We start from the raw sequence: 17,147 nt of genomic DNA on the forward strand, positions 1-17,147 counted from the left end.
CCTCAGTCCTCGATACCTCTGCCGCTGGCGGTGCTGACGTCGATCTGGCCGGTGACGGCGGCGGTGATCAGGGCTTGACGGCGTTCAGCAACAAGAGATTGCTTACGTCCAATTGCCGTCAGAAGCCTTCGATTTTCCTCCTCGTGAGTGCTCACACGGTATGCGAGGTCCCGCCGTCCGGAATGAGTTTCAGGAAGCCAAACCGTGAAGTGCGTGATGTCTGACATGTTCAGAGCCGGCTGAGCGGCCGCACCGCTGGTAGCAAGCTCTGCCTGAATTTGGAATCCTCGGCTACGAACCCAAGAGGCGATCAATTGAGGGGAAATCCCAGCCGCCAATTTGACTCGAGCCAGCGCACGGCTCACGTTGAAGCCAGCCGTTTCGGCAGGTGCCACATCGCACCGCCCGATTGTTGCCCCTACCACCGTGATCAACAGATCCCCAGGGGAGATGCATGTTCGTCTATATTCCTGGGCCTGCCCTTCTTCGATCCTGGGGAGTCTCACAAGATCATGATCGAGTTTCCCAAGGTCGCTTACGCGAATCAAAGGAACGCCTACATCTGCGAACTTCGGAACCAGCACTCCGTAGCATGGATTGGACTCCATGAGGTGCCGAAAGCGGTACTCGCGGCGACCATCTCCGGGGCCAAAGAATTGCGCCACTATTGCCTCCGAGCGTTCACGAAGCAGGTAAACTTGACGTTCCCCCAGTTCCGCTAGACGGTCGATGCGTGAGGTCTCGGCATCGAGGAAGTCAGCGATCCGGCGCTGCTCTTTCAGCGGAGGCGGAGTGGGCACCGATGCGTCATAGGCTGCTTCGCGAGACAAGCCGGGAACGCCAACGTCTTGCGAGGGGCTGCGAAGGTCGACGGCGTGCAACGCGTAGTAGAGCCAGCGGAGGTCAGCAGAGGTCAGCCTCTCATCAATGTAATAGGCGGTATCAATCGCGAAACCACCGGTCGGCACCCAGTGCAATGAGCCGTAACTCCCTTTGCGGCCGATCACGATTCCAGGCGCCCTGAAATTTGGCGCATTGTGACTCCCGGAGATGCCGCCCGAACCTACGATCGGGAATTCTCCTTCGGTCCTCATATCTGCAGCTAGCGAATCCCCATATGCCATACGCGTGACGCGCTTCAGCGGAACGGTAGGCGTCACTTCGTCACCTCACCCAACAGCACCTGGATCTCGGCCTCCAGGGACTTCAACTCCGCGTCGATCTCCGCCAGGGGACGCGGCGGCTTGTAAACGTAGAAGTGGCGCGTGAACGGGATCTCGTAGCCGATCTTGTCCTTAGTCCGATCCACCCAAGCGTCTGGGACGTGAGGCAACACCTCCCGCAGCAAGTACTCGTCCACGCCCTCGTCCAGCGGGACGTTCTCGTAGTCACGCAGCTCCGGGTCCGGCTCCGGCTCGCCCTTGACCTTCTGGACCTCGCCCTCCGGGTCGCGGACCCCGACCGCCTCACGGAGCGCCTTGCCGAACGGCGCGCCCGTCGGCCACAGGCGGCCGGCCGCCACCACCGCGTCCTTGAGGTCGATCCACGCGTCGGACTTCGTCGTCCAGGACTTCCCGACCAGCGGCCGCAGCGCCTCCACGAAGGCGTCCACATCCGTGGCCTTCGCGATCGGCTTCGAGGCCGCAACCGCCGCCAGCGTCTCGTCCGTCACCTCGAAGCGGAGCTTCAGCGGGCGCTCGACCGTGATCCGGCGGTAGCCGAAGTCCTCGTTCTTGAAGACCTTGATCTTCCCGGCCTTCTCGATCAGGTCGTGGCCGTCGCCCCGCTCGGCCGCGTCCACCACGGCCAGCGCCTCCGTGTAGAGGCGGGTGATCTCCGCGATGTGGTCCTCGCCCAGCTCCTTGCGCTTGTCGCCGAGCGACTTCCGCATCTTCTTCCAGTAGTCGCGCCCGTCCAGCAGGACGACCTTGCCGCGCCGGTCGACGGACTTGCGGTTGCTGAGGACCCAGAAGTACGTGGAGATGCCGGTGTTGTAGAAGAGCTGGTCGGGGAGGGCGACGATGCCCTCCAGCCAGTCGTTCTCCAGGATCCACTGGCGGATGCGGGACTCCCCCGACTCGGCCGCGCCCGTGAACAAGGGCGAGCCGTTGAAGACGATCGCGATGCGGCTGCCGCCGGCGCCGCTCGCGTCCACCGGCTTCATCTTCGAGATCATGTGCTGGAGGAAGAGGAGAGAGCCGTCGTTGATACGCGGCAGGCCGGCCCCGAAACGGCCGCTCTCGCCGAGACGTTCGTGCTCGGTCTCGACCTCGTCCTTGACCTTCTTCCACTCCACGCCGAACGGCGGGTTGGCCAGGAGGTAGTCGAAATGTGCGCCCGGGTGCCCGTCGTCGCTGAAGGAGTTGCCGAACTTGATGTTCTCCGGGTTCTGCCCCTTGATCATCATGTCGGAGCGGCAGATGGCCCATGACTCGGGGTTGAGCTCCTGGCCGTAGACACCGACCGTCGCGTCGGGGTTGAAGCTCTTGATCTGCTCCTCGGCCGCGCTGAGCATGCCGCCGGTGCCGCAGGCGGGGTCCATCACCGTGCGGACGGTGCCCGGCAGGGCCAGCACGTCACTGTCAGGGGCGACCAGCAGGTTCACCATCAGGCGGATGACCTCGCGCGGAGTGAAGTGCTCACCGGCCGTCTCGTTGGACTGCTCGGAGAAGCGGCGGATCAACTCCTCGAAGATGTAGCCCATTTGGTGGTTGGAGACGACCTCGATCGGCCGCCCGTCGTCACCGAGCACGGGCGTGCCCTCGGCGTCGGTACGGACCGGCCGCAGGTCGAGGTCGGCGAACCGCCCGACGACCTGATACAGCAGATTCGCCGCGTCCAGCTTCTTGATCTGCTGCGCGAACTCGTAGCGGTCCAGCACCTCGTACGCGTTGGGCGAGAACCGGGCGCAGTACTCCAGGAGGTTCTTCGCGACCTGCGAAGGGTCGCCCGCGATGGCCTTCAGGGTGTACGTGCTGGTGTTGTAGAAGCTGTGCCCGGACGCCTTGCGGAGGAAGCTGTCGGGGTTCATGGGCGACTGCTCGTACCGCGCAGCGACTTCGAGAACCTTGTCCTTGGTCGGCGCCAGGACGCACTCCAGCCGACGGAGCACCGTGAACGGCAGGATGACCTTGCCGTAGTCCGACTGCTTGTAGTCGCCGCGCAGGAGGTCGGCGACGGACCAGGCATGGTTCGCCAACTCCGTGTGCTTGCTGCTGTTCAACGGGCTCGGGTTTCCCTTCACTTCTCCGCCCGAAAGGGGCGGAAGAGCCAGTGTGGTCGAAGTCGGGGGCCGCGGGCGGCCATCGGCGCGACATCCGCGAAATCGTGTGGGATTCGCGGCGCGTCGGGAGCAGACCTGCCCCGGCCGCTGCCACGCGGTGGCGGGATCAGGCCGTGTCAGGCGGGATGTCGGCCGGTAGCAGAGCGCCGCTCGTGAGGCCCGTGGTGAGGAGGTCGGCGGCTTCGGCAGCGAGGTCCGCGGCCCGTCGTGCAGCGCCGGCCAGTTCGTACAGACGCCGGAACGCCTGCCCGTAACGCTGCTGCTCGACGAGCGGCAGGAGGGGGAGCCGTAGCCGTTGGGCCTGGACCTGGACCGCGGTGCTGCCGACGGTGGCGCTGCTGACGTTGTCCTTCGCGGCCAGGAATCCGGCGAGGAACCAGGGGTCGAGGCGTTCCGGGTCGGGCCGGAAGAGGTGGAGGTGCGAGCCGAGGAGCGAACCCGCGTCCTGTGCGTCGGCGACGCGGGCCGCGACTGTCCGGCCGCCGAGGGCCGGCAGGAGGACGTCGCCCTCCTCAACGACGACCGCATGGAGGAGGGTGACGTCGTCGCTGCTCCCTGACGCACGGGTGCCCGCGGTGACATCGCGGCCGGTGAGTACGGTCCGGCCGGTGTGCCCTGGCGGGGTATCCCGGTCCTGCCCGGCCCGTGCGGCCCGGTGCACGGTGAGCGCGCCGCCGCGGGCGAGGTCGGCGACGGTGGCCGTTCGCCAGGAGCGCGGATCCTGCCCCGCGGCCTGCCATCCGGTCACGGTGGCGGCCCTGTCGGCCAGTGCCGTCAGGCTTTCCGTCAGTTGCCCGTGCAGGTCGCCCGCCCGATGTGCGACGTCGGACGGGTCGATGCCCGCCGGGGTGAGCCGTACGTGACGGGCCGGAGTGATGTCGGTGAGGTCGTCGAGCAGTTCGATGACCGGCACCGCACGGGCAGTGCCGGGTTCGTCGGCGAATCCCTCGGAGTCCGCGTCGAACGCCTGCCAGTGCCGTAGGACGGTCGAGGTCAGCGCGTCCCAGTCCAGAGGTGCCCGCCCGCCCTGGGTACCGGCGCGGTCACCACGTGCGCGCTGGTCGCTGTCGACGGTGTCGATGAACAGCACTCGCCCACGGTCGGGACCGCTGGGCCCGGGACGTTGCAGGATCCACACGTGCAGCCCGATGTGCAGCGGCACCGAAGCACCGGGAGGGAGCGCGATCACCGCGCGCAGGGCGCCGCCGCGCAGCAACTCGGCCCGGATGCGTCGGCCCGAGGCGCGGGCCGCGGTCGCGGGAGGCAGCAGCATCACCGCGAGGCCGCCGGAGCCGAGGTGGGACAGGGCGTGCTGGTTCCAGGCGAGTTCCGACTCGGCGCGCGGCGGAACGCCGTAGGCCCAGCGGGGATCGTACGCAAGCGCGTCGTGGCCCCAGTCACGGTCGGCATACGGGGGGTTGCACAGCACGGCGTCCACCACCAGGTCCGGGAAGGCGTCGTCCCGCAGGCTGTCGGCGCTCCGCACGACCACCTCGGCGTCGGGCGCCGTCAACAGCAGTCGCACGGCACTGCGCTGCGCCTGGACCGGAACAACGTCCTGGCCGTAGAGGTGTGTCGCGCCGAGGCGGGCGGCAGCGGCGAGCAGGGAACCGCCGCCACAGGACGGGTCGAGCACTCGCTCCGGGTACGGCTTCGCCGTCGGTGCGGCGAGTCGTGCCATGAGATCGGCCAGCGGTGCGGGGGTGCTGTACGTGCCGGTCGCGGCGCTGTCCTCCAGCTCTCGTTCGGCCAGGACATCGAGGGCGTCCTGGCCGCCTTCGTCGCGAACGCAGCGAATGAGGCTACGCAGAAGGCTTACCTCGTCGGCCTTGTAACCGATGCCTTCGGAGGCGGGAACAGAGCCGCCCAGCGCGGCGACGGCTGCACCGGCGTGGTCGGCGAGGTCTGCATCGGCCAGTGCGGCGAGTTCGTCGAGCCTCTTCCTGTCCAGACGGCCGGCGGCAAGAACGAACGGGACGAGACGGGTCGCGCTCCCGCCCGGAGCCAGGCGCAACGCGGATCGCAACTCTTCGGCCGACGACGCGGCGGCGCCCTGGCCGCGTGCTTCCAGCCAGGCGCGGACGGCCTCCAGGTCGTAGAGGGGGCTGGCGTCCGTACCGCCGCTCGGAGCCGGGAAGTCGGGGTGCCTGCGGCGCCAGTTGCTCACGGTGGCGCGCGTCACCCCGGCCAGCCGGGAGATCTCGGCGGCTGTGACCAGTGCGGATGGCTTAGGCATAGGCCTTCCCGAGGATCGATGGCGAGCAGTCATCACAGAGTACACCATTATTCATTCTCTGATAGATGATTGACAGCGCTTTCATGTCTCTGCTTATCTGGATACGCTTCCACGTGAGAGCTCGGCTCAGTGCAGCGAACTCCTGGCTCTGCGCGGAGTCTGCTTCGCCTCTCTCCCGTGGACAGCACCGCCATCGATCGCCGCCCGTGAAAGAGGCCGCACCATGACCGAGGAACCGACTCCGCCCACAGCGCCCCGCCGGGGTCCGACCTGGCCGACACCCTCCGGCCCGCCAGCCGGCCCCGAACCGCGGACCGCACCCGCCGCTAACACCCCGAACGCCCCGAACGCCGTGAAGAAGCGGCACCCCGTACTGACCCACGGCGCCGTCGCCCTCGTGGCGGTCGTCATCGGCGTCGGGATCGGCAACAGCGGTGGCTCGCCGGGCGACGGGAAGCAGGCGACGACCTCCGCGCCGTCCACGTCCACGGCGACCGTCAAGCCGAAGGCGACGGCGAAGCCCGGCCCGCGCACGTCCTTCGCAGGAGACGGCGAGTACCTGGTCGGCGACGACATTGCCGCCGGCACATACAGGACCGCGGGGCCGCAGGACGGGATTCCCTGCTATTGGGAACGTGACAAGGACTCCAGTGGCAGCTTCGCCTCAATCATCGCCAACGACACCGTCAGCGGCACGGGCCGCGTGACCCTCCGCAAGGGCGAGGTCTTCAAGACCGAACGCTGCACGACCTGGAAGAAGGTGGGCTGACCATGGCCTCCCCTGCGCAGAGCGCGCGCACCGACGCCGCCGCCCCCGAGATCGCCCGTACGGACGAGGCCGGTACGGCAAAGGCCGATGCGGACGAGATCCGACCGGACGAGGGCCTCCTCGCCGAGGTGAACCGACGGTTGGCCTCCTCCGGACTGGGCGACGCGGTCCGGACACTGGTCTCGGACGCACTGGCCGTCGTGGCGACGGGCACCGACGGCCACGGCGGATCCCCCGCAAAGGGAGCCGTGTTGAAGTCCGTCACCGTGCAGGGCTTCCGGGGCATCGGACCGGCCCGCACGCTCGATGTCCCGCCCGGCCCCGGCCTGACCGTCGTCACCGGACGCAACGGCAGCGGAAAGTCCAGCTTCGCCGAGGGCATCGAGGTGGCCCTCACTGGTGCCAACCGCCGGTGGCTCGGCGACGACGGCAAGCCGGCGCACCCGGTCCAGCAGCGCGGCTGGCGCAATCTGCATCACCCTCGGGAGCCGCGGATCGATCTGGAGATCCTCGTGCCCGGCCGGACGGCCCCGCTCACCGTCACGCGTACGTGGGCGGGAGAGACGTTCACGGACTCGCAGAGCCGCGTCGCGGGCCTCAGCGCAGAACCGGCGTCCGTTTCCGCCCTCGGTTGGGACGAAGCGCTGCACACGTTCCGCCCGATCCTGTCGTACAGCGAACTCGGTCAGATGATGACCGCCAAGCCGGTCCGCATGTACGACGCCCTCGCCACGATCCTCGGTCTCGGACCGCTCTCCGCCGCCCGGCAGCACCTGGCCGAGCGGGAGAAGACGCTTGCCCAGCCCGGCAAGCGCGCCAAGGCAGCACTGGAGGAACTCCGGACCGTCCTCGCCGCCACGGACGACGACCGGGCGCGCGCGGCCGCCGCCGCGCTGGCCGCGCCCGTCGATCCGGAGAGGGTACGGGAGGTCCTGGCGGGCACGCGGGCCGCGGATTCGGCCGAACTGGCCCGGCTGCGACGCCTGGCGGACCTGGACGGCCCCGACCCGGTCGCTGTCACCGCCGCGGCGGAGCGGCTGCGTATCGCTGCGACCGCCGCTGACGATGCCCATCTTTCCGACGCCGGTGACGCCCGTGCCCGTGCCGATCTGCTCGACCGCGCGCTCCTGCACCACCAGCGGCACCGTACTGACGCCTCATGTCCGGTGTGCGGCGAGGCACGGCTCGACGAGGCGTGGGCCGCTCGGGCCGCCGAACAGATCGAGATTCTGCGCGAGGAGGCCGCGGCCGCCGAAGTGGCAGCGAGCCGGCTGCGGTCCGCGCGGGGTGGTTTGCTCGCGCTGATCGGGGGCCCGCCGGTATATCTGCCCGACGCGATGCGTCCGATGTGGGAGACATGGACGGCCTGTCGGGAGATCTCGGGCGCGGACGTACTCGCCGCCTCTGCGGAGAAGGCGGCCCAGGAGCTGGCGGAAGCCTGCCGTCAGGTGCGCGCCCAGGCCGAACAGGAGCTGGCCGCGCAGGACGAACGCTGGCTGCGCGTCGTGCCGCAGCTCGCGGAGTGGCTGCGGGACTACGACGCGGCTGCCGCGGCGAAGGAACTCATCGTCCGGGTCAAGGCAGCGCTGGAGTGGCTGAAGGATGTGCAAGCGGACCTGCGGGGCAGCCGCATGCGCAATGTCGCGGAGACCGCCGGGATGATCTGGCGGCTCCTGTGCCAGGAAAGCAGCGTTTCGCTGGGCAGCATCGAGCTGAAGGGGTCGGAGCGCTACAACGGCCGGAGTCTGGAGCTCGACGTCACCGTGGACGACGTGGAGGCGCCCGCGCTGAGCGTGGTCAGCCAGGGTGAACTCTTCTCGCTGGCGCTGGCCTTGTTCCTGCCCCGGGCGACCGCGGCGGACAGTCCGTTCGGCTTCGTCGTCATCGACGACCCGGTCCAGTCGATGGACCCGCGCAAGGTGGAGGGGCTGGCCAAGGTGCTGGCCGCTGTCGCCGCGACCAGGCAGGTCGTCGTGTTCTCGCACGACACCCGCCTCGCGGACGTCCTCCGCTACCACCGGATCCCGGCCACGGTACTCGGCGTGACGCGTCACGACCGCTCTGACGTGGAGGTTCACCCCGCCGGCGATCCGGTCGAGGCGGCCCTCGGCGACGCACGGCAAGCGGTCAGGGACCTCTCGTCCGAGCCCGATGTCCTGGCGGAGGTTCTGCCCGGACTGTGCCGTGTCGCGCTGGAGGCCGCTTTCCACGAGGTGGTCATGCGGCGGGCCTTCGGCCCGGGTACGACACTGCGGGAGGCGCTGAAGATCGAGGAGGACGTCGACGGTTCCGGGAAGCTCGTGCAGCTCGCTGCACTCGCCCTGTTCGGTGAGCGCCGCTCTACCGGCGCGGTGTACGCCGAACTCACCCAGCGGCTCGGGCGAGAGGCTTCCGATCTGGTGAGCTGGTGCAATCGCGGCTCCCATACGGCCGTCGACGTGCGCCGGCCCATGGCGCAGGTGGACCGCACACGGCGCGTGGCCGAGAACGTGAGGTCCCTGTGAATTCCGCCGATCGGCTGTCCAGGGTGGATGCACTTCTCGGTATCGCGGTGGATGGGGCGGCGGCGGCAATCCCGGGCGGCCCGGGAGACGTCAGCGCGCCCCATAACCGCGCCGCCGCCTTCCTCCTTCGGCGAGCGTTGGAGGACCGGCTGGACTCCATCCTCGGCGCCCGGCACCCCGTCCTCCTTCGGTGCGCCGCCCGGACCCGCATCGCCTGGCTCGCGCAGCACGTCGGCACGGCTTCCGCCGGCCGGTACGCCACCACGTGGCACTGCCTCAGCCTGGCCTGCCACTACCACCGCTCGGTGCTGCCTCCGACGCGGGCGGAGCTGCGCGGATGGCGGGATGACGTGGCGGCGGTTCTGCGGGAGCTGCCGACGCCCTGAACGCTGTTGAACGGCCACGAACCCCGTGGCCGTCGGCGAGCGGCGCACGCCGCACGCAGGCGACGCGCACAAGGTCGTCTGCCACTCAGCGCTTTGCCGGGACCGTCAGCTCCCTGTGAGGAACGCGCGCCGGGGCATCAACATGCGGGAGGCCGCGGCGGTCGCAACGTCACCGTTCTCCATGGCACTGCCGACTCGGACGCAAACCTGTGTTGCGTCATTGACCCGCGCAATTATTGCCGAGATAGTTTGATAACGCACCCTTCATCGTAAACTTGAGTTCAGGCACACTCGACGCCAACCGAGTTCTAAAATCCCCTAACCCCAAGTCCTTTACGTGGGACCGAAGAGGGAAAGTGAGCGGACTCCTCGGCGCGTTCTGCGGGAATAACGCTTACGTTGGCGTCGGCTTCAACTAGTTGCCCGGCCGACGGCCAGATTGTCAGAGCAAGCGACGCAAGGTACGCGCCGCGCTCCCGGATACGGTGCTCGTCCCAGGACACCGCCCAACCCTCGGCAGCCACGGTCGGTGGAGCATTGAGCAGCGTGCCGTGGGTGAGGCGGAGCAGACTGTGCTCTCCCAGCCAACGTTTCTTGTCTTCCCAACCCATATTGCCGAGAGCCGGGTTCAGGCGGGCAGTGACCAGGGTGAGGTTGCCCAGGGTGTGGACGAGTTCGTGGCGATCGGCACCTTCCGTGGCGTCGTCCTCCAGCACGGGCCAGTTTTCCTCCCAGCTCTGCGGCATGACGTGCTCAATGGTGAGCTTCGCACCGAAGTGCTCGCCGACAGGCACGGTGAGCTGTTCGGTGTGCCCGGTACGGAGTTCGTCCTCAAGGCCCTCAAGAAGGATGCGGACCCGATGCCGATAGAGGCGGGCGTAGATAGGGTCCTGCTCCAGAGCGGCCTGAAACGCGGCATCGGTCGGCCATTCACGGTGCTGTCCCTGCATCGCACGGAGAGCGTCGATGATCAGTACGTCGGCCCGCTCGGGCTGCTGCGAGGCAGCGGCGACAAGATCGCGGAACACGTGGTTGTAGTCCCGGTTGCTCAGGTTGAGGACGGCACGGCGGACGATATAGCTGTCGATGGCCCTAATGGCTCGCTGCCGCCGCTCAGGCGGCAGTACGGCGTCACCGAGCCCGTAAAGGAACAGCAGAAGGGGCATGGGGGTGGAGGTCTGCAGGACCTTCATCCTGTACAGGAACCTGCCCTCGACGCCGTCGAGCGGATGCTGGTCGATCTGGTCGTAGATCTCGGCATACTGTGCCAGCTCCGCGAAGACGTCTTCTGTGGCTGGAGCATCTGACCGCAGCCAGTGCTCGAACTCCTTGAACAACGCGGAGGACGTGAATTCGCGGCGAGTCCTCATGGTGAGCCAGTAGGTGAGGAAGACATCGAGGCGGCTGCGGGTGATGCGCCCTGTGGTCTGTTCCACCCGCCACTCCGCCTGGTCGAACGGAGACCAGTAGGTCTTGTAGAGCCGGTCGACGTCGGCGCCGGCGTGCTCGGCGTCGCGGAAGAGAAGGTTCTTCACCAGATCCGCATGCTCCAGTGGTGTGCCACGGCTGTTGAGCGTCTCGAACACGACCTGGGCGTCGTCGTGCTCCTCCAGATCGATGATGACAAGGCGTAACTGCTCCCGCATCGTCTGGACCAGGGCGTCGAGACGATCTGCCGGCTCGGCCGCTTCTGCCACCCAGGTGTCGATCTCCTCCCGGAAGTAGCTCACCGCCTGGGCCAGGACCCCGGCGCCGCCCTGTCCGCTCATGACGGCCCGGAACTGGTCCCGATCCGCGTTAGTGGGCCAGACCTTGTATCGGTGGTCCGGGTGCTGACCGATGTCGAACAGGTCCTCGTCGTTCTCGAGAAACTTGCCCAGCAGACGTACGGAGCGCTCGTGATCCATCCCGGCAGCGGACAACCGGGCGGCGTACAGGAAGAGTTGCAGGGTCGTGAGCCGCTGCTGCCCGTCAATGACCTGCCGGGTCTCCAGATTCGATGACAGGTACGGCGTCTTGTCGAACACCACCGCACCCAGAAAGTGCGGCGCCACGGTATCCCCGCTGTCGCCCGCTCGCTCCGTCCGCTCGATCACCCGACGGATGTCCTCCCACAGCGCCGTCCAGTTCTCGTCCCTGTTCCAGACATACGGTCGCTGGAACAGCGGCACCGTGTACCGCACGTCCTTGCCGAAGATCCGCCGCAAGTCGACCGTATCCGCCTTCACGGACCGCCCCTTTCGTCCAAGATTCCGCTGTTCACGGTATCGACTTACCAGCTGCCGGCGTTGGCAGTTGACCAAGCCGGCAGCTCGGTCTCGTGTCCGTGTCAGTCCCGCACATGCCGGATGCGGACATGGCTGCGGCCGCCTCGGCCGTCGGTGTACTCGACGCGGGTACCCGCCTCGCGCCACAGCAAGGCGGCGCCGAGCTCGGTGAACGGGCTCAGAACCTGGATGCCGTCAACGGACGGCCGTTGGGAGGTGATCTCGTACTCCTCGACGGCGTCGGTGCCGTCGAAGATCAACCCGACTAACCTGCCGGGGGCCACCACCGTGCGGCCGGAGGTCCGCTGCGCCGTGGGCACGGCCTGGAGCACCCTCTGCAAGTACCCGGCCCGCTCTTCGAGCTGCTCCCGGCGCTTGTCACGCTTGCGCCGGCTGTCGTCCGCTTCACGCGGCACGGGTAGTTGCAAGTCGGCCAGAGCCGCGCGGATTTGAGTCAGCTCGTGTGTGAGGCGCTGGCGCGATGTACCCGCGAGAGCGGTGATGGGAAAGGCCTCCCGTGTCACCGAGGCGGCTGGACCGGTGTGAGGGGTGCCAACCGGCGGACGGACGGGGGAGCGACGGCGCACCGATCCGCTCGCGGATTCACCGTTGGACCGTGCGGTCGCCGCGGAGACTTCCGGCAGAACCAACCCTTGGGGGGCCGTCGTCGTGGTGTGTTCGATGGGCCGGATGACCGGGGCGGCCGGCACGACAGCACGCGCTATCGCGCTTTCGACCGCCGTACGCAGCCGGGACTCGGCTCCGGGCCGGTCGCGGTACCAGTCGGTGCCCCAGATGCGGTGGAGCTCCCAGCCGAGGCCCCGCAGTACGCCTTCTCGGAGCCTGTCGCGATCTCGTGCCGCCTTCGACGAGTGGTACATGGCGCCATCGCACTCGACGCCGAGCACAAAACGCCCTGGAAGCTCGGGGTGGCGGATGCCGAGATCGATGCGGTAGCCGGCAACTCCGACCTGTGGCTGTACGTCGTGTCCCAGCTTTTGCAGAACGGCGAGCACCGACTCCTCGAACGGACTCTCCGGCTGTGCATCTCCGTCCACCGCCGATGGGGCCAGGGCCGCCAGGCCGCTCTGGGCGTACCGGAGGTAGCGCTGAAAGTATCGGAAGCTCTCGCTGGCGGTCTCCCGCATCTGCCCCGGGTCGAAGGAGGCAATGACCTCCATCCGGTAGCGGGCCCGAGTCGCGGCGACGTTGAGGCGGCGCCACCCGTCGGGCTTGTTCATCGGGCCGAAGTTCATGGAGAACTTGCCCTTCGCGTCCGCCCCGTACCCGACGGACATGATCATCACATCGCGTTCGTCGCCCTGGACGCTCTCCAGATTCTTCACGAAGAAGCCGTCCAGTCGGCCCTCGGAGAAGCTGTCGTCGAGGTCGGGCCTGGCGCGTCGGGCGGCGTCCACCGCATCCTGGATCGCCACCGCCTGTGGCTGCGAGAGTGCGACCACGCCCAGTGACTTGCCTTTGCGGGTGGTGAAGTGGTGGATCACGCGCCTGGCGACCTCGGCGGCCTCACCGGGGTTGTCCCGTGCCGCGCCGCCGGACCGGTAGACGCCCTCCGTCGCGCGGAAGAACGCGACACCGACATCGTCTCCCTCGGCGTGGGCGCCGGGGAAGGTGGTCATCGACTCCTTGTAGAACTCGTGGTTGCTGAAGGCGATCAGGGCTTCGTGGCGGCTGCGGTAGTGCCATCGCAGCGACAGGCTGGGAAGCAGACCGCTCGCTTTGCACATGTCGAGCACGGAATCGAACCGCTCGGGCAGCTCGTCGTCTTCGGCGTCCGCGTCGTCATCACCGGTCGAGGAGAAGAAGGATGTCGGGGGCAGTTGCTTCTGGTCGCCCGCGACGATGAGCGAACGTCCGCGGTAGACGCAGTTCACAGCGTCCTGAGGGAGGACCTGTGACGCCTCGTCGAAGATCACGACGTCGAAGTCGATGTCCGCCGGCAGGAAGCGGCTGACGGTCAGAGGACTCATCATGAAACACGGCTTGATCAGCCGCACGGTGTCGCGAGCCGTGTTGAGCAGCTCCCGTACCGGCTTGTGCCGGGTCTTCTTCTCTCCCTCTCGGCGGATCAGCACCGCGCCGGGGTTGGTCACTGTCCGGGGCCTACGTGCGTCACATGCGTGGATGACCCGAGCGCGTGCATGATCGGTGAGCTTGGCGTCCAGCTGCTGGAACCGCTTCACCAGTCCGTCGCGATCCACGGAACGTGTCGTCGCCAACCGTTTGTCCACGCTCAATTGCTCGTCCACCCAGGCCCGCAGCACTGCTCGTACCACTACTCGGGGAAAGTCGTCGGGCGCGACGCTGCGGCGCACCGCACGGTCGACCAGGTCGCCCAGGCTCAGCCCGTCGAGGACGCTGCGTCCCTCGTCATAGGCACGCCACTCGTCCGGACCGCCTCGATCGGTGCCCAGGACGTCGAGCGCCTGCCTCGCGGCATCGGCGCTCCGCCGCAACGCGGCACGAAGGGAATCCGCCCTCGCCGCACGGAACAGGCCGACCAGACCCTCGGAAGTTTGGGACCACCTTCGTTCTGCGGTCTCCAGCTCGGGATCGGCGTCGGCTTCGAAGAGGATCTCGGCGGCCGCAGTTCCCAACACTGCGCTTCCGTCCATGCCACAGGCAGTACGGAGATCGGCGACCCACGCGACGGCCGCCGTAAGCGCGGTCCCGTCAGTCGCACGACCCTCGTAGAGGCCACCGAGCAGCTTCCGATCGGCATCCGCTGTGGACTCGAAGGCAGCGGACGCGGATCGCGCGTCCCGCACCCTCTGTACTGCGGCGCGGGATGCGGAAAGCGTCCACGCACCTGAAGCGAGATCCCCACCGCCCCCCGCCGCCGCGGTCTGCTCAACGACGCGGATGAGCGGTTCCGCCGCCCGCAGCGGCGCGAGATGTGCGCGACTCCAGGCCGCGGCCGCAAGCAGGCTGCCGGCTTCCAGCTCGTACGAAGGCCCGGGAGTCGGTGGGAGCACCAACGAGTTCCGCCACTCTGCCAGCCACGCAACCGTCTCTTCGGCGCTACTCTGCGCCGCATGTCGAGGTGCACCGCCGGCGGCCAGCTCACGAGCCAGCGAGTCGTGGCTGAGCACCCGGGGAGCGAGCGTCAGGATCTCCTCGGCCCGGGCGACTATGGCATCCAGGACGGCGAAGTCGGTTTCCTCGCCCTTCCACAGCGGGCCCAGTGCCGGAGCATGGCTGAGCGTCGCAGCGCCGAGCGCCTGCGCGGCCTGCTGCCACGCCACGGCAGCCGGAAGCGCGCCGACTACGGCCTTGGTGACTTTGCCCTCTCCGACAACCCAGGATCGGACAAGCTGGCGATCAGCTCGCCGAGCAGCCGAAAGGGTCCCCGCAAGGGAGCGGTGCACGGTGGCAAAGCGCTCGGCGACCTCGCCCAGCGCTTGGTCGGCCAGCACCCGCTCATTGAAGATCGCGCCCGCTTGTTGCCGGGCCGCCACCAGCACTCGCACCGACTCGCGTAGGGCCTGAACAGCCCTACGGGCGTCGCCAAGCCCCTCAGCCGTGAGCCAGGAAGGTTGCGGCTTCGCGTCGTCCGGGAGTGCGGCGAACGCGGCAAGGCGGCCGAGACGGAGGGCTTCCTCACAGGTCTCCGGCTCCGGCAACCCGTACATACGAGCTACGGAAGCCATCGATCGGGCCGCCTGCTCCAACCCGACCGCGTCCCTCTCCAGCCGTTGCGCAAGATCTCGGACGTCATCGGCGGTGAGCTGAGTCAGGTCCACGTGTGCCGGGACCAACGAGGAAAGGGCTGTCTCAGCGGGACTCGGCTCCGGATCCACGCCTTGGGGCAACCGATCCCACACCGAGCCAAGCGTCTGTTCGGCGGGACGTTCGGCCTCCGTCACCGCGTTCATGCGCTCCAGGAAGGCCCGCACATCGTCACCCAGCGACTCCGGATCCGCCGTGAGCCATCCTCGGGGGACGGACGGACGCCTGCCTGCGATACGCAGCACCTCTGTCAGCCGGGCCGCGGCCCCGGGGCCCTCCCAGTCCAGCGCGCTCAGCAGGCCGCCATGAACGGCGAGGGCCGAGTCGAGTTGGCTCAGCGCTTCGGAGGCCAGGTCCAGCGCCAGAAGTGGATTCCCACTGTCATTCAGGCCGTACCAGGAGAAAGCGGTGCCTTCCAGCGCCGGGCGCCAGGATGCGGCTACTTGGACCGCGGCGTTCTCCGCGTCGCTGAGAAGCTGCTCCGACAGCGCGGTGGCATCGAAAGAGTCGTTCGCCGGCAGGGGGTCGGCCGTGTCCAGCTGCGCTATTCGTCCCAAGGCGTCATGGAGGGACATCCCGAGCCCCGGCCTGACGTCGTTCATCGCCGAGGCGTATTCGGAGAGCTCCTCGCGCAGCTTCCTCGCACGCCCGAGTTCCACCTGGCTGCCGCCCGACAGGGTACGGCGCGGAGCCGCGAGCGCCCTGCCGAGCTCCTGCGCCACCTGCTTGCGTCCGGCCGTGTTGCTGTGCAGCGCCAGGACGTAATCTCCGAGGCCGACATCACTCAAACGATTGCGCACCACGTCGAGAGCCGCGGCCTTCTCGCTCACGAAGAGCACGGTTCGGCCCTGTTCGATCAATCCGGCGATCATGTTGGTGATCGTCTGACTCTTGCCCGTTCCCGGCGGGCCGTCCATCACGAAACTGCGCCCGTCGAGCGCTGCGGCGACGCACTGCCGCTGTGACGAGTCGGCGTCCAGGACCATCGGGGCCTTCTCGGGCGGCTGGACCGTGTCGATGCGATCGATGTCAGCGGGCTCGAAGTCGAACGTCGCGGCCGGAAGACCGGAATCCGCGCCGAGGCCAAGAGCACGGACCAGGCTGCTGCCCATGACCCGGTGCGCGTTTTCCAACAGGTCCCGGTACATGACCTCTTTGCTGGAATTGAAGGTGTCCAACACGATGCGCGTCGTCACCGTCCAGTTGCGGTGCTTCACCACCGCTCGCCGCACGCTGTCGATCAAGTCCGGGATGTTCGCGAGCTCCACCTGGTCAGGACGCGGCCAGTCGACACTGAGCTCGCCCATCTTGATGCCGAGAGCCGGATTGAGCACCGGCTCCTCATCCGTGTTGAGCTTGAGGACGTAGGTGTTTCCACGCCGCTCCAGCACTACTGGGACCATGACCAGGGGTGAGCTGAGACCCTTCTCCGCAGAAGGTGACGGCTTCCACTCGAGGAAGCCCACGCCGAGATGCAGCACCCACAGGCCGTAGTCGTTGTACTTCTCGCGCGTCACCACCGCCAGGCGTTTCAGGTGACGGTCCTGCTCGGCCTGGGAGGTCTTGGAGGTGGTCAGGTTCACGGCCGGCCGACGACCGGCCACTCCCCGGCGAGAGGCAGGGGTGTCAATGGGCCGGCTGTCCGCCGGGACCACCACCGAATTGGTCTTGGCCAGCGCCACTCCGCGGCCGGGCACCCTCTCGTCGTTCGGCTCAGCCTCTTCCACCTCGGCAAAGCCACAGACGCGGCTGAGCCCTTCGAGGACCGAGAGCAGACCAGGCGCGACGATATCCATCCCGACCGACGTCGACCGACGCTGGTAGCTGAGCAACCGGTTGCGGAAGCTGAGATCGATGAGCGAGTCCCGCCAGGAAGCCAGCAGGTTCTCCAACCGCTTCCGATCCGCCGGGCCCATCGGAGGTCGGACATTCATACGGCGGAGCTCCTCACA

General features: G+C 67.9%; 8 protein-coding genes. 3 read left to right on the plus strand and 5 right to left on the minus strand.

The window, feature by feature from the left end:
* Window positions 1–2: 2 nt before the first annotated feature.
* From BM076_RS36200 to BM076_RS25540, 3 genes are all read right to left on the minus strand, one after another.
* Window positions 3–1,160 carry a restriction endonuclease subunit S gene (locus BM076_RS36200; RefSeq protein ID WP_177246602.1) on the minus strand — a complete coding sequence of 386 codons (1,158 nt, stop codon included), beginning with the start codon at window positions 1,158–1,160 and terminating at the stop codon, window positions 3–5.
* A complete protein-coding gene (locus tag BM076_RS25535) occupies window positions 1,157–3,223 on the minus strand; it encodes a type I restriction-modification system subunit M (RefSeq protein WP_093716034.1) in 2,067 nt (688 codons plus the stop codon). Before BM076_RS25535 ends, BM076_RS36200 begins: the two co-directional genes overlap by 4 nt.
* Before the next feature lie 166 nt (window positions 3,224–3,389).
* Window positions 3,390–5,519 carry an N-6 DNA methylase gene (locus tag BM076_RS25540; protein WP_093716035.1) on the minus strand — a complete coding sequence of 710 codons (2,130 nt, stop codon included), beginning with the start codon at window positions 5,517–5,519 and terminating at the stop codon, window positions 3,390–3,392.
* Between the two features lie 352 nt (window positions 5,520–5,871).
* On the opposite strand from BM076_RS25540, the gene BM076_RS25545 reads away from it, so the two are divergent.
* The 3 genes from BM076_RS25545 to BM076_RS36205 all read left to right on the plus strand — a co-directional run bounded on the left by BM076_RS25545 (window position 5,872) and on the right by BM076_RS36205 (window position 9,178).
* Window positions 5,872–6,288: a hypothetical protein gene (locus tag BM076_RS25545; RefSeq protein WP_245796343.1), complete on the plus strand. Its 417-nt coding sequence runs from the start codon at window positions 5,872–5,874 to the stop codon at window positions 6,286–6,288.
* 2 nt (window positions 6,289–6,290) lie between these two features.
* Window positions 6,291–8,792, plus strand: coding sequence for an AAA family ATPase (locus BM076_RS25550; protein ID WP_093716036.1), 2,502 nt, complete (start codon window positions 6,291–6,293; stop codon window positions 8,790–8,792).
* Between the two features lie 137 nt (window positions 8,793–8,929).
* On the plus strand, window positions 8,930–9,178 hold the full coding sequence (locus BM076_RS36205) for a hypothetical protein (protein ID WP_143120639.1): 249 nt from the start codon (window positions 8,930–8,932) through the stop codon (window positions 9,176–9,178).
* Window positions 9,179–9,486: 308 nt separating this feature from the next.
* On the opposite strand, the gene BM076_RS25560 is transcribed toward BM076_RS36205, so the two are convergent.
* Together BM076_RS25560 and BM076_RS25565 are read right to left on the minus strand one after the other, a co-directional pair.
* Entirely contained in the window at window positions 9,487–11,406 is a 1,920-nt protein-coding gene (locus BM076_RS25560) for a DUF262 domain-containing protein (protein WP_177246603.1), read from the minus strand.
* 101 nt (window positions 11,407–11,507) lie between these two features.
* Window positions 11,508–17,087 carry a DUF4011 domain-containing protein gene (locus BM076_RS25565; RefSeq protein ID WP_177246604.1) on the minus strand — a complete coding sequence of 1,860 codons (5,580 nt, stop codon included), beginning with the start codon at window positions 17,085–17,087 and terminating at the stop codon, window positions 11,508–11,510.
* Window positions 17,088–17,147 lie beyond the last annotated feature (60 nt).

It is taken from the genome of Actinacidiphila alni, from assembly GCF_900112845.1.
In the GTDB taxonomy this organism is placed as follows: domain Bacteria; phylum Actinomycetota; class Actinomycetes; order Streptomycetales; family Streptomycetaceae; genus Actinacidiphila; species Actinacidiphila alni.